The organism is Enterococcus sp. DIV0086, from assembly GCF_050498705.1.
Classification (GTDB): Bacteria; Bacillota; Bacilli; order Lactobacillales; family Enterococcaceae; genus Enterococcus; species Enterococcus faecalis.
Genome location: NZ_JBNIDN010000001.1, coordinates 2,325,075 through 2,350,459 on the forward strand (window position 1 = coordinate 2,325,075; position 25,385 = coordinate 2,350,459).

Below are 25,385 nucleotides of genomic sequence, written 5' to 3' on the forward strand. Positions count from 1 at the left end.
AGGAGAGAATAAGAATGAACGCAGTACATTTTGGAGCAGGAAATATTGGACGCGGCTTTATCAGCGAAATTTTAGCTAAAAACGGGTTTCATATTACGTTTGTGGATGTTAATGAAACCATCATTCAAGCGTTAAAAGAACGTAAAAGTTATACAATTGAATTGGCCGATGCCTCACATCAACAAATTAACGTTGAAAATGTGACCGGGTTAAATAACATGACAGAACCAGAAAAAGTAGTAGAAGCAATTGCGGAAGCCGATTTAGTCACGACGGCGATTGGTCCCAATATTTTACCAAGAATTGCTGAATTAATTGCCCAAGGAATTGATGCACGGGCCGAAGCAAATTGTCAAAAGCCGCTGGATATTATCGCTTGTGAAAATATGATTGGTGGTTCAACCTTTTTAGCAGAAGAAGTGGCCAAATATTTGAAAAATCCAGCTTATGCTGAACAATGGATTGGTTTTCCTGATGCGGCGGTTGATCGGATTGTTCCATTACAAAAACATGAAGATCCACTTTTTGTTCAAGTTGAGCCTTTTTGTGAATGGGTCATTGATGATACCAACCGAAAAGCCAAAGAGATTCAGTTAGAAGGTGTTCATTACGTTGCTGATTTAGAGCCGTATATTGAACGAAAATTATTTAGTGTAAACACTGGCCATGCTACAGTTGCCTATACAGGGGCGTTGTTAGGCTATCAAACCATTGACGAAGCGATGCAGGACGCCTTAGTGGTAGCACAACTCAAATCAGTTTTGCAGGAAACCGGTAAACTTTTAGTGGCCAAATGGAATTTTGATGAACAAGAACATGCAGCCTATATTGAAAAAATTATTCAACGTTTCCAAAATAAATATATTTCAGATGCTATTACACGTGTAGCACGGACACCAATCAGAAAATTAGGTGCGCAAGAACGGTTTATTCGACCAATCCGTGAATTACAGGAACGCAATCTAGTGTCGCCGCATTTATTAGCAATGATTGGTATTGTTTTTAATTATCATGATCCAGAAGATGAACAAAGCCGTCAATTACAGGAAATGCTTGACCAAGAAAGCGTTGATACAGTGATCGCTGAAGTAACGGGCATTGAAGATCCAGAAACGGTTAAAAATATTAAACAAAACGTAGAACGCTATGCGCGACCACAAGTAGCATAATAACAAAATCCTTCTACCAAGATACTTCACATTTCTTAATTAAAGGGAAAAAAACAACCGCTCACTGATTAAAGTGAGGGGTTGTTTTTTACATATTGACTAAGTGGTTTTTGATAAAGCTCTCCTTTGAAGGCACCTGTATTGAAGTATTCAGCTAATTGGTAACCAATGAATGGGCCAGTAGTGAGTCCTGATGAACCAAGTCCGCTAGCAACCACAAGGTGGGGCATTTCTGGCAAAGGGCCAAAAAACGGAGCGAAATCAGATGTATAAGCACGTGTACCAACGCGGTAATGCATGGGTTGCTTAAAAAGCTGCTCTGCTTCTTTTAGAAATGGCGCAGTCCCAGAAGTTAGTTGTTGAAAAGCGCTAGCAGTCTCTTTTAAATCCCAGGCTTGATCATTTTCGTGGGTGGCACCTAATAAAATTTTCCCTTGATTAAAAGGAATTAAATCGGCTTCGCCATCTAACATAGCAACAGGCCATTGCTGACTGTTTGTAAAAGGGGTCTCGAAAACTAACAATTGTCCTTTTTGGGGACGAATGTCCACAGATAAATTTAAAGTAGCGAGTAATTCCTTTAAATGAGGACCAGGTGTTAAAGTGAGAAAATCAACGCTCTTTTTTTCTGAATTTGTGACAATTTCCCACCCTTGGTTCAGTTGTCGAAAGTGCGCCCGTTGTGAACAAAAAGTGACCCCTTTGGCTTCGGCGCGTTTCTGAAGATGGTTTAGATAAGCTGGTCCATCTAGGCGACCGCCGCCAGAAATAAAAAGTGAGGGAGTTTCCTTAAGTAGCGGTAAGAACTTCGCTGTTTGAACCGCTGACAACATCGTGATTTCTCCAATTTCAGGTGCAGTTTGCTTACGCTCTTCTGCCAAATAGGCTAAGTCTGCCAAAGCAGCTGCCGGACGCAAAATGACTGTCCCTGATTGACGATAAATATCCTCCGTCAGCTGAAAATCTTTGACTAGCTTTGGAAATAGGGCAGCGCCCTCTCGCGCTAATTGGTACCATTTCTTATTCCGACGTTTGGATAGCCAAGGGGAAATAATCCCGGCGCTCGCTTTAGTCGCTTGGCCGAGCCCTTCATCATAAACGGTAATGTCAAATTTTTGTGGATCTAAATAATTAGCTAACGTCATTCCGATAATGCCGCCGCCAATAATGGCAATTTTTTTCATGCTTCTTCTCTCCTTCGAACAGTTGTATTGTAACACAAAAAAACCGCCTCTAGACAGAGACGATTGGGAGATAACTTGTTAACGGGTCCTTCTGTGTGTGTAAATAGAATTGCCGCCTTCTAAAACGTGAACAATTTCTTGTGCCATTTCTGCCACAGGCACAGGATCATAGCCAATAAATAAGTTCTTTAAAAAGGGAATTTTCTTAAAAAAATAAATACATTTACTAAAAAGTATGGTGCCGGTACGTTCTTGACCTACAAGTAAACTAGGATAAAAAATCACTGCTTCGGCGACTTCTTGGTGGATTAGTTCCTCCGCTGCCAATTTGGCATCCATATATTTTCTCAAAGGGAAAGGAACAGTATTGGCTGAAATAAATAAAAACTTAGCTGGCTTTTTTTGTTGTGCTAAAAAAGAGCTGATTTTTTTCACGGGCGTCAGAATTAGCCGTTGATAGGTTTTCTTTTTTCGTGGATTTTCAAATAAAATACCTACTGTATCAATGACCCAGTCAGCACGCTGGACTTGTTCTTGCCAATTCGTGTCACGAGTCACATCGGAGCATACCCACTGCACTTGGTGGCTCCAAGATGCGGAGAGCGTGGCAGGCTTTCCATGACGTGAAACACTGATGACTTGATGTTGGCGTTGGACTAAAATTTTTGCGATTTGTTGACCTAAAAAACCGCTACCGCCAAAAATAATGACTTTCATGGCAAGCCCTCACTTTCAATTGTTTCTTCTAGTGTACCTTAAATAAAAAAAGAAGCAAAAAATCTCGATTGCGCATAGTTTAGTTATAAATAACATAAAAATAACCTTTTTAGATTGTTGAAATACAAAGACCCAACAATGGTTATTTATTGTCGTGAAATAAATAAAAAAATGAACAAAAATGAAATAAATCAGACTAAAGGCCTAGAGAAATGCCCTTGTTTCTTGAATTCAAGCATGGTTAAATAGTTATAAGTAAACGACCGAGCAATTTAGTTTGTTGGGGAAAATAGACAGAATGAGGAGATGAAACGAAGAAAATGAAGAAGAAAACGATAATTATATTGGGGGCAGTTGCGGTAATTGCGGTTGGGGGCATCGTAACTGTGAATGCGTTAAATAAAAATGCACAACAAGTAGCTGTCAAGCAAGCGCCTAAAGATGACTGGGGAATTGACTATTTTGACGTTCCTGACTTGCAACAAATTTATATTAACGGTGTCATCCAACCGGAACAAATGGAAGCCTTTGCGCGCGATCAAAAAATAACAAAGGATCCAGAGATTAAGGTGAAAAACGGCGATGTCGTAGATGCAGGCACAGAACTATTTACTTACGAAGATGAGGCGGTCACAAAAGAAATTGAGGCACAACAAAATAGCTTAGCCAAATTAGAAACGAAGCGGGCGAATATCTATAATAAGTGGAATCGGGCCATTGATAAATTTAATAAAACTAAAGAAGAAGACCGCACGATGTCTGGTGATGATTTAAATGAACAATATCAAACAGAAGTCGATGCAGTAGATGAAGAGATTACCTTCACCAATGAAACCTTAGCGGATTTAGGAGCGAAGCAATATATTTCCACAAAGGCTAATTTCAAAGGTCGCGTATCAATTCCAGAAGTAAAAGATGCCAATTCACCGATTTTACGGTTAACTTCAGAAGATCTTTATTTAGCTGGAAAAGTGAATGAAAAGGACTTGACTAAAATTAGTGTTGGGCAAAAAGCTAAACTAACTTCTGTTTCCAACAATGTGGTTGTGGATGGCTCAATTTCTTATATCGATGATAATCCTCCTGAAGGCAACAGCGATGCTGCGAGTGGCAATCCAGAGGGCGGCACGACGATGTCTAGTTATAGCGTCAAAATTGCGTTGGCCAATTTAGACAAAGTTAAAAATGGCTATCATATGCAAGCAACCATTGATTTAGGCGATTTAGGGGCGATTGAGTTACCAAAAAAAGCGATTCAAAAAGAGGGTGAACAGGCCTACGTTTTAGTGAATGATTTTGGAACCATCATTCGTCGTGATGTCCAAGTCGGGCAAGAAAATGGCGACAAAATGGCGATTGAATCTGGCTTAGAATCAGCCGACCGAGTGGTTATTTCTTCAAAAAAACCAGTAAAAGTCGGTGATATTGTGGAATCAGATGCAGCGATTGCTTCTGATGAATCAGCAACCAACGAATCAATGACAGATGCGTCGAAATAGGAGGGCTTGATGGTGGAAGCAAACAATACAAATCAACCCCTCATTGAATTGCGGGACATTAACAAGTTCTATCCAGTAGGTAAGGAAAAACTACATGTTTTAAAAGAATTGAACTTGACCATCCATCAAGGAGAGTTCATTTTAATCATGGGGAAGTCCGGTAGCGGTAAGACAACGCTGATGAACATTATTGGTTTCTTGGATCGCTTAACAGACGGAAGTTATCATTTCTCAGGAACAGATGTTTCAAAATTGTCTGAAAATAAAAAATCAGCCTTTCGCAATGAATATCTAGGGTTTATTTTTCAACAATTTTTCTTGATTAATTCTTTAAATGTTAGTCAAAATGTTCAATTGCCCTGTGTTTATGAAGGGAAAAAAAGCCGCGCTGAGAAAAAAGCGATTGCTGAAAAATACCTAAAAATTGTCGGTTTGGAAACAAAAGCCAAATCAAAAGTTACTGAACTTTCTGGAGGACAGCAACAAAGAGTAGCCATTGCTCGTTCCTTGGTGAATGATCCATTATTGATTATGGCTGATGAACCGACTGGGGCATTGGATAGTGAAACGGGTACAGAAATCATGGAATTATTGAAAGAATTGAATGAACAGGGCAAAACAATTGTCATGGTGACACATGATGAAGATATGAAAAAATATGCCTCACGAGTGATTCATATGAAAGATGGTCGCTTTTTGGAAGAAGAGGTGATTAGATGATTGCTAATTTATTTGTTAGTACTTTTTTAAGCTTAAAGGCGCATAAGTTGCGGGTATTTTTAACGATGGTCGGGATTATTATTGGGATTACATCAGTCGTAACGATTTCTGCGCTAGGTGAAGGGATGAAGCGTCAAGTTGTGAAGGCATCCAGTGCAGTGAACGCGGATGTTTTGAAGATTCATTATACAATGTCGGATGGTAGCAGTGACAATTTTATGTCCTATGAAGAGCCAGATTATACGTTTAGCCGAGTGGACTTGAAAAAATTACAAGACATTCAAGGAATTGAAAGTATTTATCCTCAATATGGTGAATCAATGATGGGGGGCGGAGACAATTTGTTTGTACCAATGGATTATTTTGGGGCGCAGGCGAATTTATCCATTACGTCGACTAAAGGGCAGAATGATATTTTATATGGTCGTGATTTTCAACCGAGCGATGCAAATACAGATGCGATTGTCTTAAATCATGATATCTTTGAAGCGCAAATTCGGCTTGATGATCCTAGCCAACTCATTGGAAAAGCTGTTTCAATTGGTGGTTATATGTACAAGGTGATTGGTATTTTAGCACCAAAAGATTTAGATAGTTTGGGTATGAACGATGATTGGGCAACTGCTATGAGCAGTTTTGTTTCTCGAGAATCATACAATAAATTAGCGAAAACAAAAGCAATTAGTGGCATCAATATTAAGGTTCGTGAGGGAGCGGACCGTGAAGCAATTTTAGGACAGGCAATCACCATTTTAAGTGAAAATCATCCTGAAGTGAAAGGAACGTTTAAAGAAAATGACCAGGACCAACAACTCCAACAACAAATGGAAGAAATGGTCACGGGTATGACAATGTTTCTGATGGCAATTACTGCAATCTCCCTATTAGTCGGGGGAATTGGCGTCATGAACATCATGTATGTGTCTGTCACGGAACGGAAACGAGAAATCGGGATTCGTCGGGCCATTGGTGCTAAACCACGAGTCATTTTATTCCAATTTTTAATGGAAGCAGCGTTTATCACATTGATTGGTGGTTTGATTGGTGTCGGCTGCGGCTACTTATTGGCAACTGTGGTCGGTGGGTATATTTCGATTACGCCAATTATTACGCCGTCCATCTTTGCCATTTCAACATTGGTTTCTGTCTTCACAGGTATCTTTTTCGGGATTATTCCAGCAATTGGTGCCTCGAGGATGGATCCGATTAAAGCGATTTATAATTAAAAAGAAGAGCTTGGTAGTCACATCTTGTTTGATGATCCTATCAAGCTCGCTTTTTTATTTCATGTCACTAAGAATTTTCTGAATCAATTCTTGTTGAAACTCTTTGGTATATTGTTCGGTGAGTTTCGCTTGTTCTTCTTGGGACATTGATGGATTCGCCATCATAGCAGCCATCATTTTTTTGCCAACTGTTTCAGTCCCTTCTTTTTTGATATCAGCGGCATGTTGTTCCATATATTCGCCTAATTTTTTGGCTTGATCAGCACTTAAAACTAGCCAGTCACTAGCAACGTTGAAGGTGTTTTCTTGTTTTGCAAATTGGTTATCGTTGTCAGCAAGGCCAAATAGTGTTTTGGCCCAGGACTCTTGATAGGACCATTTCGTCGTTTTTTGGACTAATGTGGCTTTTTGAGCATCTTTTTGAACTGTGTTTGTGACGTTTTCCGTTCCTGTTTTTTGTAGTTTCTTTTTATCTGGTGTGTTATATAAATAAACTTTTTCGGAACCATCGCCCAACGGCTGGTACAATAACATGTTGGGGCCATCTTTGCTTGAACTACTGCTTTTTAGTTCAAACGTTTTGTCCTGAGTAACTTCGGTCATACCAAAATGATCTTTATCGTTTAAAACGATAAGACTTAACGAAGCTAAGAACCCTAAACCAAAAATAACCATACAGAATTTATGCCAGACTTTTCGGCCAAATACATTCGTATAGGCAAAGCCTAACACGCAAAGGATTAAAAGGAAAATAATCATTATTTCATTGCACCTACTTCCTTAACAGGCATCGCTTCTTTTTTATTTAAGAAGAAAGTAATCGCCAAGCCGAGAACGCCAAAGATTGTTGCCACGAAGAAGGCTGCGTGATAACCGTTTAGTGTTGCGTTTGTTGCTTGATCGCGATAAGCGAGTGGGGCTGTTTTTAATAAGTCCGATGCAGGTAAGCCGTCTTTGGTAACATTTGTTAAAACACTAATCAAAACAGCTGTTCCAATTGAGCTGGCTACTTGTCGGAAGGTGTTGTTTACAGCAGTTCCGTGACTTAATAAATTCATTGGTAAAGCATTCATGCCAGAAGTTGTCACAGGCATCATGACCATCGAAATACCAAACATCCGAATCGCATATAGGACAATGATATAAATAATAGGTGTTGCTTTTGTTAAGAAAGCAAACGGTAACGTTGCAGCTGTTAAAATAAACATCCCGGTAATCGCAAGACGACGGGCACCAATTTTATCAAAAATGCGACCCGTTACTGGCATCATAAGTCCCATAACTAACGCTCCTGGTAAAAGCATTAACCCTGAATGGAAGGCAGATTCGCCACGAATATTTTGGATATACAAAGGTAAAACCATTTCGGCGCCAATCATTGCCATGTTGGTTACGCCAGATAAAATGGCCGCAACAGTAAAGACTTTTGATTTAAAAACGCGTAGTTCTAAGAAAGGTTGTTCTAAATGCAATTGTCGATATGTAAAAAGACATAAAACAATCGCACCAACAATTAAGAATCCATAGACTTGCGGGCTACCCCAACCTTTATCACCAACGCTTGAGAAGCCGTAAAGTAAGCTACCAAAGCCGAGAGTAGAAAGAATGACCGATAAGACATCGATACTTGGATTAGATAATTGAATGACATTTTTCATTAAAAATGAAGCTAAAATTAGGACTAAAACGACAATTGGAATGACCATCCCAAAAAGGTCACGCCATGTATAAGAATCAATAATCCAACCAGATAATGTTGGACCTAAAGCGGGTGCTAATCCGATAACAATTCCCGTTGTGCCCATGGCAGCGCCACGTTTTTCAGGCGGGAAAATTGAAAGCATAATTGTTTGTAAAAGAGGCATAGATACGCCGACCCCTGCGGCTTGAACAAGACGTCCAGTCAATAACATGCCGAAGTCTTGAGCTACAAAACAGATGATGGTTCCGATTAAGAACGTTGACATCGCTGTTATGTATAATTTTTTTGAACTGAATTTGTTAATCAACCAAGCACTGATGGGAATCATAATGCCGTTCACAAGTAGGAATCCAGTGGTTAGCCACTGTACACTTGAAGCTGAGATATCAAATTCTTTCATTAATGTAGGTAAGGCCGTCGTTAAAAGTGTTTGGTTTAAAATCGTACAAAATGTTCCGATTAGTAAAACGCCGACTAGTAACGACCGGTTATAAGGTTTTCCGTGAATATCCACAGGTTGTTGTGAAGTCACATATATCGCTCCTTTTTCTGTAAGTTTCAAATTAAATTGCATTAACTACTTTACAACTAATTAGAATCTTTGTCAACTTACTTGACAAAGGTGTAAAAAAAACTACAATTAAGGAAAGGATAAGGGAAAGGAAGTTAAACTAATGTGGTCAAAAATGATTCAGCGTTTGTTAAATGAAGAAAATTTGTTGATAGGAATTAGTGAACTAAGTGAAATTGCTGAAGTTTCGCCACGTCAACTTCGTTATTGGGAAGAAAAAGGGTATATTTCTTCCATTGCGAAAGACGCAAACGGTCCACGGAAATATCGGTTACATACAGTCGTCAAAGTGCATTGGATCAAGCGTTTTTTAGATGAAGGATATACGTTACAAAGTGCGGTGGAAAAAGCAGAAGAGCAGCATCGTAATGTGGGGATGACGAAAAAAATCTTTAGTCAAATGTTTCATGGTATCTCAGAAGTTTGTCCCAATTACGTAGCGATTGATTTGGGCGATTTCGATGAAGAACAAAAATTATATGTTGTATTTAATGAAACCACAGAAGTCAGTGAGTATCTTTTAATTGCTAAGGATGCAGATGTTTCTGATGAGTTAAAGAAAAGAAAATAAGAATGAAATAGGACTGGGAGAAAGACCTGAAGTGAAAGTAAAACGTTACTGAATGAATCTTCGAGTTCTTTTTTTCTTGCAATTTCTTTATTTTTCTATATAATTTCTTATATGGAAAAGGAGGGTTTCGATGAAAGAAACAAAACCTTACGGAACAGTCTTGTTAAAAGCGGCTAAAATCATGGACTGTCTAAGTTTACAACCCGATCAAACCTTACAGGAAATTGCAAAGAATACCGAAATGACGGCATCAACGGCAATCAAAATTTTAGAAACCTTAACATTAATTGGCTATGTTCAAAAAGACACGAACAAGACGTACCGCTTAGGAACAAAATTGATTCGCTATGCGAATCAAAGTGTGGAGCAAATCGATTTAGCTGAAATTGCGGTACCTTATTTAGAAAACCTTCAAAATACGGTCGATGAAACCATTCATTTAGGGATTTTAAATAATAATGAAATTCTGTATATCAATAAATTAGAACCGAAAAATCAAACGATTCGCATGTCCTCGAAAGTGGGAATTACTCGACCTTTGTATAATTCGGCCATGGGTAAAGCCGTTTTAGCAGAATTTTCGGAAGAACAAGTGCAACAATATTTAGACACGCAGACATTAATTCCCTATACCGAAAATACGATTACCAATCCCTTGCGTTTGAAAAAAGAATTAAAACAAGTGCAACAAACGGGGGTTGCTTACGATGATGAAGAAATTGAACAAGATATTTTCTGTAGCGGAGTATCTTTAATGAAAGATGGCGAAATTGCGGGTGCTTTTAGTGTAAGCATGCCGAAATATCGTTTGACAGAGGAAAATAAAACGACGATTAATCAAGCCCTTTTGGCAACAAAAGCAGCGATTGAAGCGAAATTATAGTAGAAAAAGAAAGACAAACAAAAGTCGATTGGGATTTTTGTTTGTCTTTCTTTTTTTATTTTTGTAAAAACGTTTGCATTTTCTTTTTTTATCTGTATAATGAAGTTGTGAATTTCTTTATAATAAATATATATTTCTAAATAAGAAATGAGGGAGTCTGTTGAAGCGAGTATCAATTTTAAAAAAATTAGAAAATGCTGGCGTGATTGCTGTGGTTCGCGGAAAGACAAAAGAGGAAGCGCTAAAAGCTAGTCAAGCCATTGTAGCAGGCGGTATGCGGGGGATTGAGTTAACCTTTACTGTTCCTCAAGCAACAGAAGTGATTCAGGAATTAGTTGCGTTATACCAAGAGAATCCTGACGTAGTCATTGGTGCGGGGACAGTTTTGGATGCTACGACTGCTCGTTTAGCTATTGTAGCAGGGGCTGAATATATTGTGAGTCCAAGCTTCGATGAAGAAACCGCTAAAATTTGCAATTTATATCAAGTTCCCTATTTGCCAGGCTGTATGACCATCACAGAAATGAAAGAAGCACTGAAAAGCGGAGCAGATATTATTAAACTATTTCCGGGAAGTGTTTATGGACCGAGTGTTATTTCGGCATTTAAAGCGCCATTGCCTCAGTTAAATATTATGCCAACGGGTGGTGTCAGTTTGGAAAATATGGCCGAGTGGTTCGCTGCAGGTGTGACGGCCGTCGGTGTTGGCGGTAATCTGTTAGCGCCAGCAGCAACTGGGGATTTTGAAAAAGTTCGTGAGGTTGCCCAAGCCTATATGGAAAAATTCCAAGCAATCAAAGGGGTGTAGGCACATGGGGAAAGTCGTAACATTGGGAGAAATCATGTTGCGTTTGTCAACGCCTGTCGGAATACGCGTAGCACAAACAGAAAATTTCGCTGTACATTACGGCGGTGGTGAAGCGAATGTAGCGATTTCGTTAGCGAACTATGGCCACCAAGTGACTTTTGCTAGTAAAGTGCCCGATAATTCATTAGGAGAAGCCGCCAAAAAGCATTTAAGTCGTTATGGGGTTTCAACGGAATTTGTACGAACTGGCGGAACACGCCTAGGAACGTATTACTTGGAAACTGGTACAGGAGAACGAGCAGCCAGTGTTGTCTATGATCGCGCCTATTCAAGCTTTGCTCAAATCGAAGAAATGGAATGGGACTTACATGAGCTGTTTTCAGGAGTAGAGATCTTTCATATTTCAGGAATTACAGCGGCGTTATCAAAAAATTGGCAAAGTATGACGGTTGCGCTAGTTAAAGCAGCGAAGCAAGCAGGGTGCCAAGTAAGTTTTGACATTAATTATCGAGGGAAACTTTGGTCCCAGAAAGAAGCGAGCGTGGCATTGAAGGCCATTCTTCCATTTGTTGATATTTGTTCAGCTGGGGTATTAGATGCTCGTTATTTACTGGAGATACCAGAACCAGAGGAAGAACTTGAAGATGCATTAACGTGGTACTACCGAAAAATGCAAGAACGTTATCCCAACATTCAAGTATTTTATTCAACCAAACGTCAAGTTCATTCAGCGACAGATAATGAATTAATCGGAACGCTATGGTACAAAGGTGCGTATTATACGTCCAAATGTCATCGATTACAACCGATTGTTGACCGTGTCGGTGCCGGTGATGCGTTTGCTGGTGGGGTTTTACATGGCATATTAGCTGCCTATGATCCACAAACCTGCATTGATTTTGCGACAGCGGCTAGTGCGTTAAAACATACTGTCCATGGTGATTGTAATCAATTTAGTCAAAAAGAAGTCCTTGCTTTTTTGGCAACGGGCTCAGGAAAAATAAATAGATAGGAGATTTTAGTTATGCAAAATATGGAAACACGTTATACACATAGTCCGGCGGATATCCGTCACTATTCAACAGAACAATTGAGAGATGAATTTTTAGTAGAGAAAGTTTTTATTCCAGGTGCAATCAGCTTAATCTACACACATAATGATCGGATGATTTTTGGTGGTGTGACACCGACCACAGAAGAATTAGAAATTATTTTGGACAAAGAATTAGGGGTTGACTATTTCTTAGAACGCCGTGAACTAGGGGTTATTAATATTGGGGGACCAGGCTTTATTGAAATTGATGGCGCCAAAGAAACAATGAAAAAACAAGATGGCTATTATATTGGGAAAGAAACAAAACATGTTCGTTTTTCTTCAGAAAACCCTGATAATCCAGCGAAATTTTACATTAGTTGTGTGCCAGCACATCATAAATATCCCAACGTAAAAATTAGTATTGATGAAATTACCCCAATGGAAACGGGTGATCCATTAACATTGAACCAACGTAAAATTTACCAATACATTCATCCGAACGTTTGTGAAAGTTGCCAGTTACAAATGGGTTACACCATTTTAGAACCAGGTAGCGCTTGGAATACTATGCCTTGTCATACACATGAACGTCGTATGGAAGCGTATGTTTATTTTGATATGGAAGAAGATACGCGGATTTTCCACATGATGGGTAAACCAGACGAAACGAAACATTTAGTAATGAGTAATGAACAAGCAGCCATTTCACCAAGCTGGTCAATTCATTCTGGGGTTGGTACAAGTAATTATTCCTTTATTTGGGCCATGTGCGGAGAAAATATTACGTACACAGACATGGATATGGTTGCAATGGATCAATTAAAATAAACCAAAGAAAGAGGAGAAAACATGGAATTTAAAATGAATGATTTTCAATTAGATGGAAAAGTAGCGTTAATTACAGGTGCTGTCTATGGGATTGGCTTTGAGATTGCGAAATCCCTAGCTGAAGCAGGAGCAACAATTGTTTTTAATAACTTATCTCCTGAATCAGTTGAACAAGGTTTGGAAAATTATCGGGCTGCAGGGATTGAAGCACGTGGTTATGTGTGTGATGTCACTGATGAAGAGCAAGTTCAAGCGATGGTTGCTCAGATTAAAGAAGAAGTCGGCTCTATTGATATTTTAGTCAATAATGCGGGAATTATTAAACGAATTCCAATGGTGGAGATGTCAGCAGAAGAGTTCCGTCAAGTGATTGATGTTGACTTGAATGCGCCATTTATTATGGCAAAAGCGGTTATTCCAGATATGATTGAAAAGGGTCATGGCAAAATTATCAATATCTGTTCAATGATGAGTGAACTAGGTCGTGAAACAGTTAGTGCGTACGCGGCAGCAAAAGGCGGACTAAAAATGTTAACGAAAAATATTGCTTCTGAATATGGACAATATAATATTCAATGTAATGGGATTGGACCTGGCTACATTGAAACGCCACAGACGGCGCCATTAAGAGAACCAGGGCATCCATTTAACGAATTCATCTTGGGACGAACACCTGCTAATCGTTGGGGCACACCAGCAGACTTAGCTGGCCCAGCAGTTTTCTTAGCATCTAACGCTTCTGACTTTGTTAACGGACATATCTTATATGTCGATGGTGGAATTTTAGCTTATATTGGAAAACAACCATAAATAAGTAACAAAAAGCGGACATACCTAAAAAGGATGTCCGTTTTTTGTTATTTACTCATTGATTGAATTGGTAAAAACCGTATCTAATTTTTAAAAAAAGTCAATTTTTGACAGTAATTCGTCAAGATTAACTATATAATTTGCTAACATTCCTTGCTAAACTAAAATTACAAAAAAATGAAAGCGTTTCATTTGCGCTAGTGGGATGGAAAAGGAGTTTTGATTGCCGATGATTATTAAACAGGAACAATTCATACCAAAAGATACAGTAGAAACAACGATTGACTTATTAATTAGAAATTTAACAACGATTAAAGATAACACAGGTGAATTTCTGTTAGATTTTGATGGTTTAAAAGTTGATGACAAAAGTTGGACGATTTGGAACTGGCCGCAAGGCGTTGGGTTGTATGGTATATATAAGAATTATCGAAATACTAAAAGTGAAAAAGCTTTACAAGTAGTTAACGACTGGTTTGAAGGTCGGATGCAAGAAGGCGCGCCGCCTAAGAATGTGAATACGATGGCTCCGCTTTTAACAATGGCTTATCTATATGAAGACACTAAAGACTCTAAATATATACCTTACTTAGAGCAATGGGCGGAATGGGTGATGGAAGAAATGCCCCGAACGAATGAAGGTGGCTTGCAACATGCGACATATGGACCAGAAAATAAAAATCAATTATGGGATGATACGTTAATGATGACTGTCTTACCTTTGGCAAAAATTGGTAAGTTGTTGAATCGACTCGATTATTTGGAAGAAGCAAAGCATCAATTTTTAATCCATATTAAATATTTACAAGATAAAAAAAGTGGTCTATGGTATCACGGTTGGACTTTTGAGGGAAATCATAACTATGCGGAAGCACTGTGGGCAAGAGGAAACTGCTGGATTACGATTGCTATTCCAGAAATTATTGAAATCTTAGAGTTGCCAAAAGGAGATAGTTTACGGGAATTTTTATTGAGTACCCTCAATGCGCAAGTGGCAGCTTTAGCGAAATACCAAGATGAATCTGGTTTATGGCATACATTAATTAATGATTCAAATTCGTATTTAGAATCTTCTGCTACAGCGGGATTCGCTTATGGGATTTTAAAAGCGGTTCATAAAAAATATATTTCTTCTGAATATGAAGAAGTGGCAAACAAAGCAATTGCTGGCTTACTAAATGAGATTGATGAAACGGGAGAAGTACAACATGTGTCAGTTGGTACAGGAATGGGTGATAATTTAGATTTTTATCGCACAATTGGAATGACAGCGATGCCTTATGGTCAATCATTAACAATCCTATGTTTGACTGAATTGCTTGTTTCTTATTGCTAGAAAAGTAAGGAGAAAAGTTCATGAAAAAAAGAAAGGTTTTATTTACAGCAGTTATGGTATTGGCAGGATTACAGTTGCTAAGTGGTTGCGGCAAAACAGAAGCTTCGGCAAATGATACGGTAGTCTTGCGCTATGCGTATGCTAGTAATAGCCAACCAGTTATCGATTCTATGAAGAAATTCGGTGAATTGGTAGAGGAAAAAACAGATGGTAAAGTTCAAATTGAATACTTTCCAGATGGTCAATTAGGAGGAGAAACAGAACTAATTGAATTAACACAAACAGGTGCAATTGATTTTGCAAAGGTCAGTGGATCAGCATTAGAAAGTTTTTCTAAAGATTATTCTGTATTTGCCATTCCGTATATTTTTGATAATGAAAAACATTTTTTTAAAGTAATGGATAATCAAGCGCTAATGCAACCAGTGTATGATTCTACAAAAAAATTAGGATTTGTTGGTTTAACTTATTATGACTCTGGTCAACGAAGTTTTTATATGAGCAAAGGGCCTGTTACATCTCCAGATGATTTGAAAGGTAAAAAAATTCGGGTCATGCAAAGTGAAACCGCCATCAAAATGGTAGAACTTTTAGGGGGTTCGCCAGTACCTATGGGTAGTTCGGAAGTATATACTTCTCTACAATCTAATCTAATCAACGGTGCAGAGAATAATGAGTTCGTTTTATATACAGCTGGTCATGGTGGTGTGGCTAAGTATTATTCTTATGATGAGCATACTCGAGTGCCAGATATTGTGATTATGAACGAGGGAACAAAAGAACGTTTGACAGCGAAACAAGAACAAGCGATTGAAGAAGCAGCAAAAGAATCGACCGCTTTTGAAAAAACGGTCTTTAAAGAAGCGGTTGAAGAAGAAAAGAAAAAAGCACAAGCAGAATATGGCGTTGTGTTCAATCAAGTAGACAGTGAACCATTCCAAAAACTTGTTCAACCGTTGCATGAATCATTCAAAAATAGCTCAGAACATGGCGAACTGTATCAGGCTATTCGCCAGTTGGCGGACTAATTAAGGAGGTAATTATGAAAGGTTTTAGAAAATTTTTAAATCGACTTTTAGAAATACTTGGATCAATCATTCTTGCTGCAATGGTTTTGGTAGTTTTGTACCAAGTGTTTGCCCGGACAGTGTTAAAAAATCCTAGTACCTTAACAGAAGAATTTGTTCGCTTTGCATTGGTCTGGCTGGCGATGTTAGCTTCTGCTTATGTGGTTGGAAAAAAGGGACATTTAGCAGTAACTTTGTTAAGTGAAAAATTACAAGGGAAACAAAAACGCTTTTTAGAATTTATTGTTCAATTGTTGTTCCTACTTTTTGCAGGAGTGATTATGATATTTGGCGGTTGGAATAGTGTAGTAATTACGTTAGGACAAATTTCACCATCTTTGGCAATTCCTATGGGTTATGTCTATTTAGCCGTTCCAGTAGCAGGTGTTTTGATGTTTATTTATAGTTTGATGAATTTGCTAGAGTTATTCACGCAATCAAAAGATTCTTAATGCGTTTATAGAAGAAAAAGAATAGGAGTAAAAATATGGCTTTAGAAGCAGGCATTATCTTATTTGTAGTTTTTGCAGTCTTATTGGTAGTTGGTATGCCAATTGGTATGAGCATTGCGGCATCTTTAATTGCAACATTGTTATTAGTAATTCCTTTTGAAGCAGCTGCATTTACCTCAGCTCAAAAAATGGTCTCTAGTTTAAATAGTTTCTCTCTCGTAGCAATTCCGTTTTTTATTTTTTCTGGTGTGATTATGAATAATGGGGGAATTGCCCAAAAGTTGGTAAATTTTTCTATGTTATTTGTTGGTCGTGTTCCCGGCGCGCTAGCACATACTAATGTGTTAGGGAACGCATTATTTGGTTCGATTTCTAGCTCTGCAATTGCAGCATCTACTGCTATTGGTGGCGTACTAATTCCGCAACAAGTAAATGAGGGCTATGATCGGAAATTTGCAACGGCTGTAAATATTGCCTCTGCTCCTACAGGAATGGTTATTCCACCAAGTACAGCGTTTATTATGTATTCATTGGTGGCTGGTGGGGCCTCTATTTCTTCTTTATTTTTAGGAGGTTATTTGGTAGGTTCTTTGTGGGCGTTAGGAATTATGGTGGTAGCTTATGTTATTGCAAAACGTCATAATTATCCTACTGTGGCAAAAGCAAAAAAAGGAGAAGTCAGCAAGGTTCTGCGAGAAGCGGTTCCCAGTGTATTGTTAATTGTCATTATTATTGGCGGTATTTTGACGGGGTTATTTACAGCGATTGAAGCATCAGCAATTGCTGTCGCATACTCATTATTGATTTCAATGTTTTACTACAAAACAGTGAAAATAAACGATTTACCTAAAATGTTAAAAGAGGCTGTCTTGATGAGTGGAACCATTATGTTCTTGTTGGCAACTTCTTCAATGATGTCTTTTGCGATGGCTTTTACAGGGATACCAGAAGCAATCAGTACAGCTATTTTAGGAATCACAGACAATAAATACTTAATTCTACTATTAGTAAACGTTGTCCTATTGTTTGTGGGAATGTTTATGGATGTTGGTCCAGCTATTTTGATTTTTACGCCAATCTTTTTACCAATTGTTATGAATGTTGGGGTGGATCCAGTTCATTTTGGTTTATTTGCGATTATGAACTTGTGTGTTGGTTCAATTACACCACCTGTTGGAACAGGATTATATGTTGGTGCTAGTGTTGGGGGTGTTAAAGCTGAGCAAATGCTGAAACCACTAGTTCCATTTTATCTGGTAATCTTAGCAATTTTACTTTTAATCACATATGTACCTGAACTTGTCATGTGGTTACCAAATCTAATTTCTTAATTCAATACAAATTGTCTAACAACCCCAATTGAGCGAAATATAAGTTGTTCAATCAACTAGATTTGGTAATTTACTATAAAATATTGAGTTTAGGAGGCATAGAAATAAAAAATCTCTTTATGACGTTATGTGTCATAGAGAGATTTTTTAGAAGCCACTTTTACGGTATTGACTAGGAGTTAATCCAGTTCGCTTTTTAAATAATCGACTAAAGTAGGCATAGTTTTCTAAACCAACATCTACAGCAATTTCTTTCACTGTTTGATTAGAATAGCGTAGTAAATCTTTTGAATAAGAAATTTTTTTACTAATTTGATATTTAATTGGCGGTAATCCAATGTATTTGGAGAACTCTTTGTTCAATTGATATTTATTTAAATGAAAGAGTTGAGCCAAGTCTTCTAAAGAAATTGTTTCTTTGAAATGTTGATCAATGTAAGCTTTCATTTCCAAAACCAATGATGGAATCGTTTCGTAGGTAAAGTCTTGACGATACTTTTGCAACAATAATTCGTTCAGTAATTGATGAATTAAAACGGAAGATTGGTAATCAGTTTGCGCATGTTGTAAATCTTGTAATTGTAATAGCTGCTGAATGATTAAATGAATAGGATTATCTTCTGGAAGCTGATTAGTGGAGAAAACTGGTGAACCATTTTTCATAAATTCTTGGAAAAAAGCACCAGAATTTCCTCCTTCAAAATGAATCCAGTCCATTTCCCAAGGATCTTCGCTGGTTGCTTGATAGTATTGATAATCCCGACAGTCAATAAAGAATAAATCACCTCTCTGTAAGCTGTATGTATGATAACGATAGCGTAATTCCCCAGTACCATTTAGCGTGAATTTAATTAAGTATGATGGTAAATGTGCCCGCTCCGTATAATAAGGGCGCGAGGCTTTAAACTGTCCAATTTCCTGTATGTAATAAAAAAGTGTGCGACTTTTACTGCTAGGTGTCAAAATATGTCGCTTAGAATCGTCTGACCAAGAGTAGTCGGCTTTTTCCCAATAATCCATAAGAACCTCCTAATTACCAAGATAGTACAATTATATCTCAAAATTGTGAGAGGTGAAAGCGCTATTTTTTGTTTATGATGAATACATAAAGTTAGTCTAACGTACAAAAAATAAAAATAGTGAAAGGATTGACAACTATCAACAAAGTGAAAAAAGAACAAGTTGAAAAACGAACCTATTTAGCGGTTGATATTGGCGCTTCTAGCGGTCGCATAATGAAAAGTCAACGCTTAGCGAATGGTCAGATAACAATAGAAGAAATTCATCGTTTTAAAAATGGTTTTCATCAAAAAGATGGGTATCAGCGTTGGGATATGGCTAGTTTAGTTCATGAGTTACTGCTTGGTCTGCAAAAAGTTAAACAATTAGGTATCAAGGAATGCTTTATTGGAATTGATACTTGGGGTGTTGACTATTGTCTGCTGGATCAATCTGGACAACTTTTGGACGAACCGATTGCTTATCGAGATGGACGGACAGAAGCAGCTGTAACAAATTTTTCAAAAGGCTATTCATTAGAAAAATTGTACCAACAAACGGGGATTCAAGTTCAACCTTTTAATACCATTTTTCAGTTATTTGTAGAGGAAAAGGAACGTTTGGCTGTAGCCAGCCAATTGTTGTTAATCCCTGATTACTTAGGTTATGTCTTTACTGGAAAAGCAGTCATCGAAGCCACCAACGCCTCCACCACGCAACTGTTGAATGCTGGAACGAAACAATGGGAAAGTGAATTACTGGATTTCCTAGGAATTGATGAAACACTATTTCCAACATTAGTAGAGCCGGGCACGATTTTAGGCGACCTGCAAACAGCGGCTTTTCCAGACTATGATTTACCAAATGCAACGTTGATTACGATAGCTAGTCATGATACAGCTTCAGCAATTTTAGGTACGCCAGGCATTGGCGATGACTGGGCGTACATTAGCAGTGGTACTTGGTCTTTATTAGGCATTGAAACTACTGTTACAACAATTTCTGCTGAAGCTTTCCAAGAAAATTACAAGAATGAATGGGGCGCCCAGAACACAATTCGTTTCTTAAAAAATATTATGGGTATGTGGTTAATTCAAGAAGTGGCACGGCACCAAAACTACCAATATAGCTATGCTGAATTGGCCGCCTTAGCTGAAAAAGAACCAGCATTTCAACAATTTATTGATGTAAATGATCCTCGTTTTTTAAATCCGGGAAATATGATTACTGAATTACAAGCCTATTGCCGTGAAACACAACAAACAGTTCCTGAAAGCCCTGGTGAACTCGCTCGTTGTATTTATGATAATTTAGCATTGTGTTACAGCGTAGAACTAGAAAAATTAGCTCAATTAACAGGAATCGAACGGAAAATTACAACTTTACATGTTGTCGGTGGTGGTTCCAATAATCGTTTATTGAACCAGCTAACTGCTGATGTTGCTAATGTTACAGTGAAAGCGGGACCTGGGGAAGCAACTGCTTTAGGTAATCTTTTGATGCAGATGATTGCAACAGGTGAACTTAAAGATATTCCAGCAGCTCGTACTTGTATCCAAACATCTTTTCCCACGGAAATCTATCAAGCAAATCCAATTGATTCAACAATAAAAAATCGCTATCAAGCATTTATGAAAAGGAGCTCATTATGACAACCATTACACAAAAATATGAAGAAGCGAAAGAAAAATATGCCAGTATTGACGTAGATACCGAAGCTGTATTGGAAAAAATGGCTGATGTCAAAATTTCAATGCATGTGTGGCAAGGAGATGATGTGAGAGGCTTCTTAAGTGAGGATGAACTTTCTGGCGGTATTTCAGTTACAGGGAATTATCCAGGCGTTGCTCGAAGTCCCCAGCAACTACGTCAAGATTTAGAAAAAGCGTTTTCTTTAATTCCAGGAAAACACAAATTGAATTTGCATGCTATTTATTTAGACACAGAGGAAAGGGTGGATTTAAACGAACTGGAACCAAAGCATTTTGAACCATGGGTGACTTGGGCAAAAGAAAATGGCTTAGGATTGGACTTTAATCCAACCTTTTTCTCGCATCCAATGTACCGCGATGGCTTTACTTTAGCTCATCCGAATCCGCAAGTTCGAAACTTTTGGATTGAGCATGGGAAACGTTCACGAAGAATTGCTGAATATTTTGGAAGAGAATTAGGACAAGTAGCTGTCAATAACTTTTGGGTGCCAGATGGCTTTAAAGATAACCCAGTTGATCGTTTAACGCCGAGAAAGCGGCTAATGGCTTCGCTAGATGAAATTTTTTCAGAGGAAATTGATCCAGCTTATACAGTCGATGCGGTGGAAAGCAAGCTCTTTGGGATTGGTTCAGAAGCCTATACAGTTGGGTCTCATGAATTTTATATGGGCTACGGTTTAACGCGGAATAAATTAATTTGTTTAGATGCTGGTCATTTTCATCCAACAGAAGTGATTTCTAATAAGTTATCTTCATTATCCTTATTTGGCGAAGGAATGCTATTACATGTCAGTCGTCCAGTTCGCTGGGATAGTGACCACGTTGTCATTATGGATGATGAATTGCAAGAAATTGCCAAGGAGTTAGTTCGCAATGATTTATTAGGAAAAACACACGTGGGCTTAGATTTCTTTGATGCCACAATCAATCGTGTTGCCGCTTGGGTGATTGGCACCCGCAATACACAAAAAGCGTTAATGAAAGCGATGCTTGAGCCAACAAACGTCTTAAAAGAAGCTGAATTGATAGGAGATTTTACCACACGTTTAGCCTTAACGGAAGAGTTAAAAGACTTTCCATTTGCCGATATCTGGAACTACTACTGTCAAGAAAATCACGTACCTATCGGCTTAGATTGGTTAACGGATGTTCAAGAATACGAAAAAGTGATTTTACCAACTCGTCAATTGCCAACAGGTAAAGATAGTTGTCGTTTTTCATAAAATTAACAAACGAGAGGAACTTCTAAAATGAAAAAAATGAACGTGTTACAAGCACCATTTGTGGAAGAAATGGTCAAAACGACCAAAAATTTATATCGTTTAGGTTGGGATGAACGAAATGGCGGAAATATTTCGTATTTATTAAAAGAGGAGGAGATTTTACCTTTTCTAAATCCAACACAAGTGCTCCGAAAGATTCCAATGAAATTTGATGCAACGAAATTAGCAGGAAAATATTTTATCGTGACAGGCTCAGGAAAATATTTTAAAAATGTCTGTGATGCACCAAGCGAAAACTTAGGGATTTTACGAGTTAGTGAAAATGGCCAGAAATTAGAACTATTGTGGGGCTTAGAAGATGAAGCTGTGCCAACGAGTGAATTACCTAGCCATTTTATGAGCCATATTGCTCGTTTAGCTGTTGATCCAGAAAATCGCATTGTCATGCATAATCATGCGAGTCATTTATTAGCAATGAGTTTTACCCACGAATTAGATGAAAAAGTCTTTACTAGAACATTATGGCAAATGTGTACCGAATGTTTAGTAGTATTTCCAGACGGTGTTGGTATTATTCCATGGTTGGTTCCTGGAACGAATGAAATTGGTGTAGCAACGGCTGAAAAAATGAAAGAATCTCGTTTGGTTTTATGGCCGCAACATGGTATTTATGGTGCTGGCCGTGATATGGATGAAGTATTTGGTTTAATTGAAACTGCCGAAAAAGCCGCTGAAGTGTACACTTATGTTTGTGCGCAAGGAGGCGTTCGCCAAACAATTTCAGATGCAGATTTATGGCGCTTAGCAGAAGCGTTTGGTGTGACACCGAAAGTTGGCTATTTGGAAGAGAAAGTATCAAAACGGAGAAAGCTATGATAAAAAAAGCCTTTTGTATGCAAGTATATCCTGATCAACATGCCGAATATCAACGACGTCATGAGGAGTTATGGCCAGAAATGCGTCAAATGCTGAAAGAACATGGGGCAATTAAGTATCAAATTTTTTTAAATCCTGAAACCAGTACACTTTTTGGTTATTTAGAAATAGAAGATGAAGCTCGCTGGGAGCAAATAGCACTGACACCAATCAATCAAAAATGGTGGAACTATATGGAAGATATTATGGAAACAAATCCTGATTGCTCGCCGGTGACGGCTGAATTAAAAAAAGTTTTTGAACTATAATTTAAAATAGAACAGTTTGTTATAGTGAATCGTATGATTGTACACAAAACAACTTACTTGAGTAGAGTTGATTTCAAGGGATTGTTCTAGAACTTACAAAGAAAGCCTTTGTGGTAACGGCTGTTCCAGAAAGAAATAAATTGTACCAACATTAGCTGTAACTGTTTATTCAAAAAATAGTTAACTTCTAAAAAAAGAGGTGAATCTTGTTGAAGAGTGTAAAAGAAATCCGGAAATCACAAGTAAATAGTATGATTTCAGATCAATATGAGATCTTTCATGTAAAAGATATGGTTAGTCCAGAAAAAACCATCTATCATTACCACGATTTTTATGAAGTCCATTGTACGTTAAAAGGGGTAGCAACGTTCTTTTTAGATGGACATCAATTTGATGTTGAAGCAGGGACCGTTTTACTCATTCATTATCATGATTTACATCGAATTATTAAGCAGAGTACTGATGATTTTGAACGGATGTATATTTTTTTAACACCTGATTTTTTACAACAACGATCTAGTAAACGGACAAACTTGTCTGCTTGTTTTCAACATTTTGGTCAGCGTCGTAGTAAAGTTATCAAAGTGGATGTAGCAAAATTAGCAAACTACTTGACCCCGTTAGATCATTCTCCTTTGCCAGAAGAATATGGTGCGGATGTTCGTTATGAACAACAACTGTTAGACTTTTTAATTTACTTAAATCAATTAGTTCTGAAAGAAGAGAATGAGAGCCAACCAAAACAAATGATTGAAAATGAACGAATTGAAGCAATGATTACCTACATTTCTCAAAATTTGGATCAACCATTAACCTTAGAACAGATGGAAAAAAATTTTTTTGTGACTAAGTATTATGTAACGCGGGAATTTAAGAAACATACAGGATTTACTTTCCATCAATTTGTGCTGAAAAAGAAACTACTTTACGCTAAACAGTTATTAAAAGAATATCGCAGTGCTAGTGATGTTTATCTGAAATGTGGATTTAAATCATATCCACACTTTTTGAAATCCTTTAAAAAAGAGTTTAATATGACACCAAAAGAATTTTTGGTGCAACATAAGAATAATCAGATCATTCATTTTGATCATTACGAAGAATCTATCAAGAAAGTGAGGCTTGAATAAAATGTTGACACTTGCAGTACGTGCCCATGATGTTGGCACCAAAATATCTCCTGTGGAATTGGTTAAAAAAATTGCTGAAACGAACATAACTTCAATTCAATTTGCCTTAGGTATTTCTTATCCAGAATATGCAAGTGCTGCTGTTCTATCTCCAGGACTAGGAAGCCAATTGAAGAATATTTTCGAAGATGAAAAGATTACGATTAGTGTCCTAAGTTGTTATATTAATCTGATTCATCCAGATTTAGAAGAGCGAGAAAAACGACTTCATCAATTTGAAACATACATTCGTTACGCTTCAATGTTTGGGGCAAAAATCGTTGCAACTGAAACAGGCAGTATATATGAAACGATTTATTACACTGAAGATAATTATACAGAAGAAGCCTACGAAGAAGTTTTATTTTCTGTTAGAAGATTATGTCGAGAAGCTGAAAAGTATGGAATAATTGTTGGGATTGAACCAGGAATCAATCATCCAATTCATACAATTGAAAAAATGCAACGATTGATTGACGAGGTTGCTTCAACTAATTTAGGCATTATTTTGGATCCTACCAACTTAATTCGAGTGGATATAGATAAAACGTATTTGGAAATAGTAGAAGAAGCGTTTGAGTGTTTTGGTGAAAAAATCGTTGCTTTTCATTTGAAAGATTTCATTATAAGAAATCAGCAGATATTTCCGGTAGCCATTGGCGAAGGGCAGGTACCTCTTAAAGAAACCATTCAATTTTTGAATAAACATAAGCCCGGACTGTTCACTATTTTTGAGGAAACACCATTTGAAAAAATAGCAAGTGCCTATCAAAAAGTTTCGCAATATCATTCCATTTAGATAAAAATGTGCAACAAAAAACATCTCGATTTTTTGAGATGTTTTTCGTTGCTTAATAAGACAAAATATAAAATATACTTGCCTTAAAAACTCACATAAAAGAAAGAAGGAACCGCCACAGCAAATGAAATAATAGCAAACACTAAACTGCTCCATAGTCCTAACAGAATAAATGGTGAAGTTCTTTTACCGCCCTCTTTCTTTAAGTAGGCAAATGTCCGTCCAGTAACAATGAATTGCCAGATACTAATCAATAAAAAAATACCGCCAATTAAGTAACGCATGTCCTCGTCCTCCTTCTATTTAGTATACCACTTGATGAAAACGTTATCAAAACGCTGTATAAAAAAGTTGCCTTTCAAAAAAGAGAAAGGCAACTTTTTTGACGG

At 37.7% G+C, this 25,385-nt stretch carries 26 protein-coding genes; 20 read left to right on the top strand and 6 right to left on the bottom strand.

The window, feature by feature from the left end; genetic code table 11:
- The first annotated feature begins 14 nt into the window (after positions 1-14).
- Positions 15-1,169, top strand: coding sequence for a mannitol-1-phosphate 5-dehydrogenase (locus IGI63_RS11315; protein WP_429975812.1), 1,155 nt, complete (start codon positions 15-17; stop codon positions 1,167-1,169).
- Between the two features lie 68 nt (positions 1,170-1,237).
- Here the strand turns inward: IGI63_RS11315 and IGI63_RS11320 are convergent, their stop codons facing one another.
- Together IGI63_RS11320 and IGI63_RS11325 are read right to left on the bottom strand one after the other, a co-directional pair.
- Positions 1,238-2,353, bottom strand: coding sequence for an NAD(P)/FAD-dependent oxidoreductase (locus IGI63_RS11320; RefSeq protein WP_429975813.1), 1,116 nt, complete (start codon positions 2,351-2,353; stop codon positions 1,238-1,240).
- Positions 2,354-2,431: 78 nt separating this feature from the next.
- Positions 2,432-3,070 (bottom strand): NAD(P)H-binding protein, encoded by a 639-nt coding sequence (locus IGI63_RS11325; RefSeq protein ID WP_002358396.1) that lies wholly within the window; start codon positions 3,068-3,070, stop codon positions 2,432-2,434.
- Positions 3,071-3,390: 320 nt separating this feature from the next.
- Between IGI63_RS11325 and IGI63_RS11330 the strand changes: the two genes are divergently transcribed.
- Genes IGI63_RS11330 through IGI63_RS11340 form a run of 3 tightly spaced genes read left to right on the top strand, consistent with a single transcriptional unit; the run spans position 3,391 to position 6,515 of the window.
- Complete coding sequence (locus IGI63_RS11330; protein WP_002355284.1) at positions 3,391-4,569, top strand: efflux RND transporter periplasmic adaptor subunit; 1,179 nt, start codon at positions 3,391-3,393, stop codon at positions 4,567-4,569.
- Between the two features lie 9 nt (positions 4,570-4,578).
- Entirely contained in the window at positions 4,579-5,289 is a 711-nt protein-coding gene (locus IGI63_RS11335; RefSeq protein ID WP_002383683.1) for an ABC transporter ATP-binding protein, read from the top strand.
- The gene (locus tag IGI63_RS11340) at positions 5,286-6,515 is read left to right on the top strand and encodes an ABC transporter permease (RefSeq protein ID WP_002355288.1); all 1,230 of its coding nucleotides are present in this window, start codon (positions 5,286-5,288) and stop codon (positions 6,513-6,515) included. The genes IGI63_RS11335 and IGI63_RS11340 overlap by 4 nt, the downstream gene beginning before the upstream one ends.
- A 54-nt stretch (positions 6,516-6,569) precedes the next feature.
- On the opposite strand, the gene IGI63_RS11345 is transcribed toward IGI63_RS11340, so the two are convergent.
- Both IGI63_RS11345 and IGI63_RS11350 read right to left on the bottom strand, forming a co-directional pair.
- Complete coding sequence (locus tag IGI63_RS11345) at positions 6,570-7,274, bottom strand: DUF4811 domain-containing protein (protein WP_002361178.1); 705 nt, start codon at positions 7,272-7,274, stop codon at positions 6,570-6,572.
- Positions 7,274-8,791 carry an MDR family MFS transporter gene (locus tag IGI63_RS11350; RefSeq protein ID WP_002389910.1) on the bottom strand — a complete coding sequence of 506 codons (1,518 nt, stop codon included), beginning with the start codon at positions 8,789-8,791 and terminating at the stop codon, positions 7,274-7,276. The genes IGI63_RS11345 and IGI63_RS11350 overlap by 1 nt, the downstream gene beginning before the upstream one ends.
- A gap of 100 nt (positions 8,792-8,891) precedes the next feature.
- Between IGI63_RS11350 and IGI63_RS11355 the strand changes: the two genes are divergently transcribed.
- From IGI63_RS11355 to IGI63_RS11400, 10 genes are all read left to right on the top strand, one after another.
- Entirely contained in the window at positions 8,892-9,359 is a 468-nt protein-coding gene (locus IGI63_RS11355; RefSeq protein WP_429975814.1) for a MerR family transcriptional regulator, read from the top strand.
- 130 nt (positions 9,360-9,489) lie between these two features.
- On the top strand, positions 9,490-10,242 hold the full coding sequence (locus IGI63_RS11360; protein WP_002355294.1) for an IclR family transcriptional regulator: 753 nt from the start codon (positions 9,490-9,492) through the stop codon (positions 10,240-10,242).
- 160 nt (positions 10,243-10,402) lie between these two features.
- The gene (locus IGI63_RS11365; protein WP_010822481.1) at positions 10,403-11,050 is read left to right on the top strand and encodes a bifunctional 4-hydroxy-2-oxoglutarate aldolase/2-dehydro-3-deoxy-phosphogluconate aldolase; all 648 of its coding nucleotides are present in this window, start codon (positions 10,403-10,405) and stop codon (positions 11,048-11,050) included.
- A gap of 4 nt (positions 11,051-11,054) precedes the next feature.
- A complete protein-coding gene (locus IGI63_RS11370; RefSeq protein ID WP_002385349.1) occupies positions 11,055-12,062 on the top strand; it encodes a sugar kinase in 1,008 nt (335 codons plus the stop codon).
- Between the two features lie 12 nt (positions 12,063-12,074).
- Positions 12,075-12,914 carry a 5-dehydro-4-deoxy-D-glucuronate isomerase gene (gene kduI, locus IGI63_RS11375; RefSeq protein WP_429975815.1) on the top strand — a complete coding sequence of 280 codons (840 nt, stop codon included), beginning with the start codon at positions 12,075-12,077 and terminating at the stop codon, positions 12,912-12,914.
- 21 nt (positions 12,915-12,935) lie between these two features.
- Entirely contained in the window at positions 12,936-13,724 is a 789-nt protein-coding gene (locus IGI63_RS11380) for a gluconate 5-dehydrogenase (RefSeq protein ID WP_002355302.1), read from the top strand.
- Between the two features lie 229 nt (positions 13,725-13,953).
- Entirely contained in the window at positions 13,954-15,060 is a 1,107-nt protein-coding gene (locus IGI63_RS11385; protein WP_002385348.1) for a glycoside hydrolase family 88/105 protein, read from the top strand.
- Positions 15,061-15,080: 20 nt separating this feature from the next.
- Positions 15,081-16,088 (top strand): TRAP transporter substrate-binding protein, encoded by a 1,008-nt coding sequence (locus IGI63_RS11390; protein ID WP_002358408.1) that lies wholly within the window; start codon positions 15,081-15,083, stop codon positions 16,086-16,088.
- 14 nt (positions 16,089-16,102) lie between these two features.
- Entirely contained in the window at positions 16,103-16,579 is a 477-nt protein-coding gene (locus IGI63_RS11395) for a TRAP transporter small permease (RefSeq protein ID WP_429975816.1), read from the top strand.
- Between the two features lie 35 nt (positions 16,580-16,614).
- Positions 16,615-17,910, top strand: a complete 1,296-nt coding sequence (locus tag IGI63_RS11400) for a TRAP transporter large permease (protein ID WP_429975817.1) — start codon at positions 16,615-16,617, stop codon at positions 17,908-17,910.
- A gap of 147 nt (positions 17,911-18,057) precedes the next feature.
- On the opposite strand, the gene IGI63_RS11405 is transcribed toward IGI63_RS11400, so the two are convergent.
- Complete coding sequence (locus IGI63_RS11405; protein ID WP_002355307.1) at positions 18,058-18,930, bottom strand: helix-turn-helix domain-containing protein; 873 nt, start codon at positions 18,928-18,930, stop codon at positions 18,058-18,060.
- A gap of 119 nt (positions 18,931-19,049) precedes the next feature.
- On the opposite strand from IGI63_RS11405, the gene rhaB reads away from it, so the two are divergent.
- The 6 genes from rhaB (at position 19,050) to IGI63_RS11435 (ending at position 24,996) form a co-directional block, all read left to right on the top strand.
- Positions 19,050-20,561: a rhamnulokinase gene (gene rhaB, locus IGI63_RS11410; RefSeq protein WP_429975818.1), complete on the top strand. Its 1,512-nt coding sequence runs from the start codon at positions 19,050-19,052 to the stop codon at positions 20,559-20,561.
- Positions 20,558-21,844: an L-rhamnose isomerase gene (gene rhaA, locus IGI63_RS11415; protein WP_429975819.1), complete on the top strand. Its 1,287-nt coding sequence runs from the start codon at positions 20,558-20,560 to the stop codon at positions 21,842-21,844. Before rhaB ends, rhaA begins: the two co-directional genes overlap by 4 nt.
- A gap of 27 nt (positions 21,845-21,871) precedes the next feature.
- Positions 21,872-22,720, top strand: a complete 849-nt coding sequence (gene rhaD, locus IGI63_RS11420; protein WP_429975820.1) for a rhamnulose-1-phosphate aldolase — start codon at positions 21,872-21,874, stop codon at positions 22,718-22,720.
- The gene (rhaM, locus tag IGI63_RS11425; RefSeq protein ID WP_033601169.1) at positions 22,717-23,028 is read left to right on the top strand and encodes an L-rhamnose mutarotase; all 312 of its coding nucleotides are present in this window, start codon (positions 22,717-22,719) and stop codon (positions 23,026-23,028) included. Before rhaD ends, rhaM begins: the two co-directional genes overlap by 4 nt.
- A gap of 251 nt (positions 23,029-23,279) precedes the next feature.
- On the top strand, positions 23,280-24,158 hold the full coding sequence (locus tag IGI63_RS11430; RefSeq protein WP_002358417.1) for an AraC family transcriptional regulator: 879 nt from the start codon (positions 23,280-23,282) through the stop codon (positions 24,156-24,158).
- Between the two features lies 1 nt (position 24,159).
- Positions 24,160-24,996, top strand: a complete 837-nt coding sequence (locus IGI63_RS11435; protein WP_429975821.1) for a sugar phosphate isomerase/epimerase family protein — start codon at positions 24,160-24,162, stop codon at positions 24,994-24,996.
- Between the two features lie 83 nt (positions 24,997-25,079).
- Here the strand turns inward: IGI63_RS11435 and IGI63_RS11440 are convergent, their stop codons facing one another.
- Entirely contained in the window at positions 25,080-25,280 is a 201-nt protein-coding gene (locus IGI63_RS11440) for a hypothetical protein (RefSeq protein WP_429975822.1), read from the bottom strand.
- Positions 25,281-25,385 lie beyond the last annotated feature (105 nt).

Excerpts from the sequence above, each read along its gene's own strand:
- IGI63_RS11315 (WP_429975812.1), top strand. The coding sequence starts at position 15 with ATGAACGCAGTACATTTTGGAGCAGGAAATATTGGACGCGGCTTTATC.
- IGI63_RS11320 (WP_429975813.1), bottom strand. The coding sequence starts at position 2,353 with ATGAAAAAAATTGCCATTATTGGCGGCGGCATTATCGGAATGACGTTA.
- IGI63_RS11325 (WP_002358396.1), bottom strand. The coding sequence starts at position 3,070 with ATGAAAGTCATTATTTTTGGCGGTAGCGGTTTTTTAGGTCAACAAATC.
- IGI63_RS11330 (WP_002355284.1), top strand. The coding sequence starts at position 3,391 with ATGAAGAAGAAAACGATAATTATATTGGGGGCAGTTGCGGTAATTGCG.
- IGI63_RS11335 (WP_002383683.1), top strand. The coding sequence starts at position 4,579 with ATGGTGGAAGCAAACAATACAAATCAACCCCTCATTGAATTGCGGGAC.
- IGI63_RS11340 (WP_002355288.1), top strand. The coding sequence starts at position 5,286 with ATGATTGCTAATTTATTTGTTAGTACTTTTTTAAGCTTAAAGGCGCAT.
- IGI63_RS11345 (WP_002361178.1), bottom strand. The coding sequence starts at position 7,274 with ATGATTATTTTCCTTTTAATCCTTTGCGTGTTAGGCTTTGCCTATACG.
- IGI63_RS11350 (WP_002389910.1), bottom strand. The coding sequence starts at position 8,791 with ATGCAATTTAATTTGAAACTTACAGAAAAAGGAGCGATATATGTGACT.
- IGI63_RS11355 (WP_429975814.1), top strand. The coding sequence starts at position 8,892 with ATGTGGTCAAAAATGATTCAGCGTTTGTTAAATGAAGAAAATTTGTTG.
- IGI63_RS11360 (WP_002355294.1), top strand. The coding sequence starts at position 9,490 with ATGAAAGAAACAAAACCTTACGGAACAGTCTTGTTAAAAGCGGCTAAA.
- IGI63_RS11370 (WP_002385349.1), top strand. The coding sequence starts at position 11,055 with ATGGGGAAAGTCGTAACATTGGGAGAAATCATGTTGCGTTTGTCAACG.
- kduI (WP_429975815.1), top strand. The coding sequence starts at position 12,075 with ATGCAAAATATGGAAACACGTTATACACATAGTCCGGCGGATATCCGT.
- IGI63_RS11380 (WP_002355302.1), top strand. The coding sequence starts at position 12,936 with ATGGAATTTAAAATGAATGATTTTCAATTAGATGGAAAAGTAGCGTTA.
- IGI63_RS11385 (WP_002385348.1), top strand. The coding sequence starts at position 13,954 with ATGATTATTAAACAGGAACAATTCATACCAAAAGATACAGTAGAAACA.
- IGI63_RS11390 (WP_002358408.1), top strand. The coding sequence starts at position 15,081 with ATGAAAAAAAGAAAGGTTTTATTTACAGCAGTTATGGTATTGGCAGGA.
- IGI63_RS11395 (WP_429975816.1), top strand. The coding sequence starts at position 16,103 with ATGAAAGGTTTTAGAAAATTTTTAAATCGACTTTTAGAAATACTTGGA.
- IGI63_RS11400 (WP_429975817.1), top strand. The coding sequence starts at position 16,615 with ATGGCTTTAGAAGCAGGCATTATCTTATTTGTAGTTTTTGCAGTCTTA.
- IGI63_RS11405 (WP_002355307.1), bottom strand. The coding sequence starts at position 18,930 with ATGGATTATTGGGAAAAAGCCGACTACTCTTGGTCAGACGATTCTAAG.
- rhaA (WP_429975819.1), top strand. The coding sequence starts at position 20,558 with ATGACAACCATTACACAAAAATATGAAGAAGCGAAAGAAAAATATGCC.
- rhaD (WP_429975820.1), top strand. The coding sequence starts at position 21,872 with ATGAAAAAAATGAACGTGTTACAAGCACCATTTGTGGAAGAAATGGTC.
- rhaM (WP_033601169.1), top strand. The coding sequence starts at position 22,717 with ATGATAAAAAAAGCCTTTTGTATGCAAGTATATCCTGATCAACATGCC.
- IGI63_RS11430 (WP_002358417.1), top strand. The coding sequence starts at position 23,280 with ATGATTTCAGATCAATATGAGATCTTTCATGTAAAAGATATGGTTAGT.
- IGI63_RS11435 (WP_429975821.1), top strand. The coding sequence starts at position 24,160 with ATGTTGACACTTGCAGTACGTGCCCATGATGTTGGCACCAAAATATCT.
- IGI63_RS11440 (WP_429975822.1), bottom strand. The coding sequence starts at position 25,280 with ATGCGTTACTTAATTGGCGGTATTTTTTTATTGATTAGTATCTGGCAA.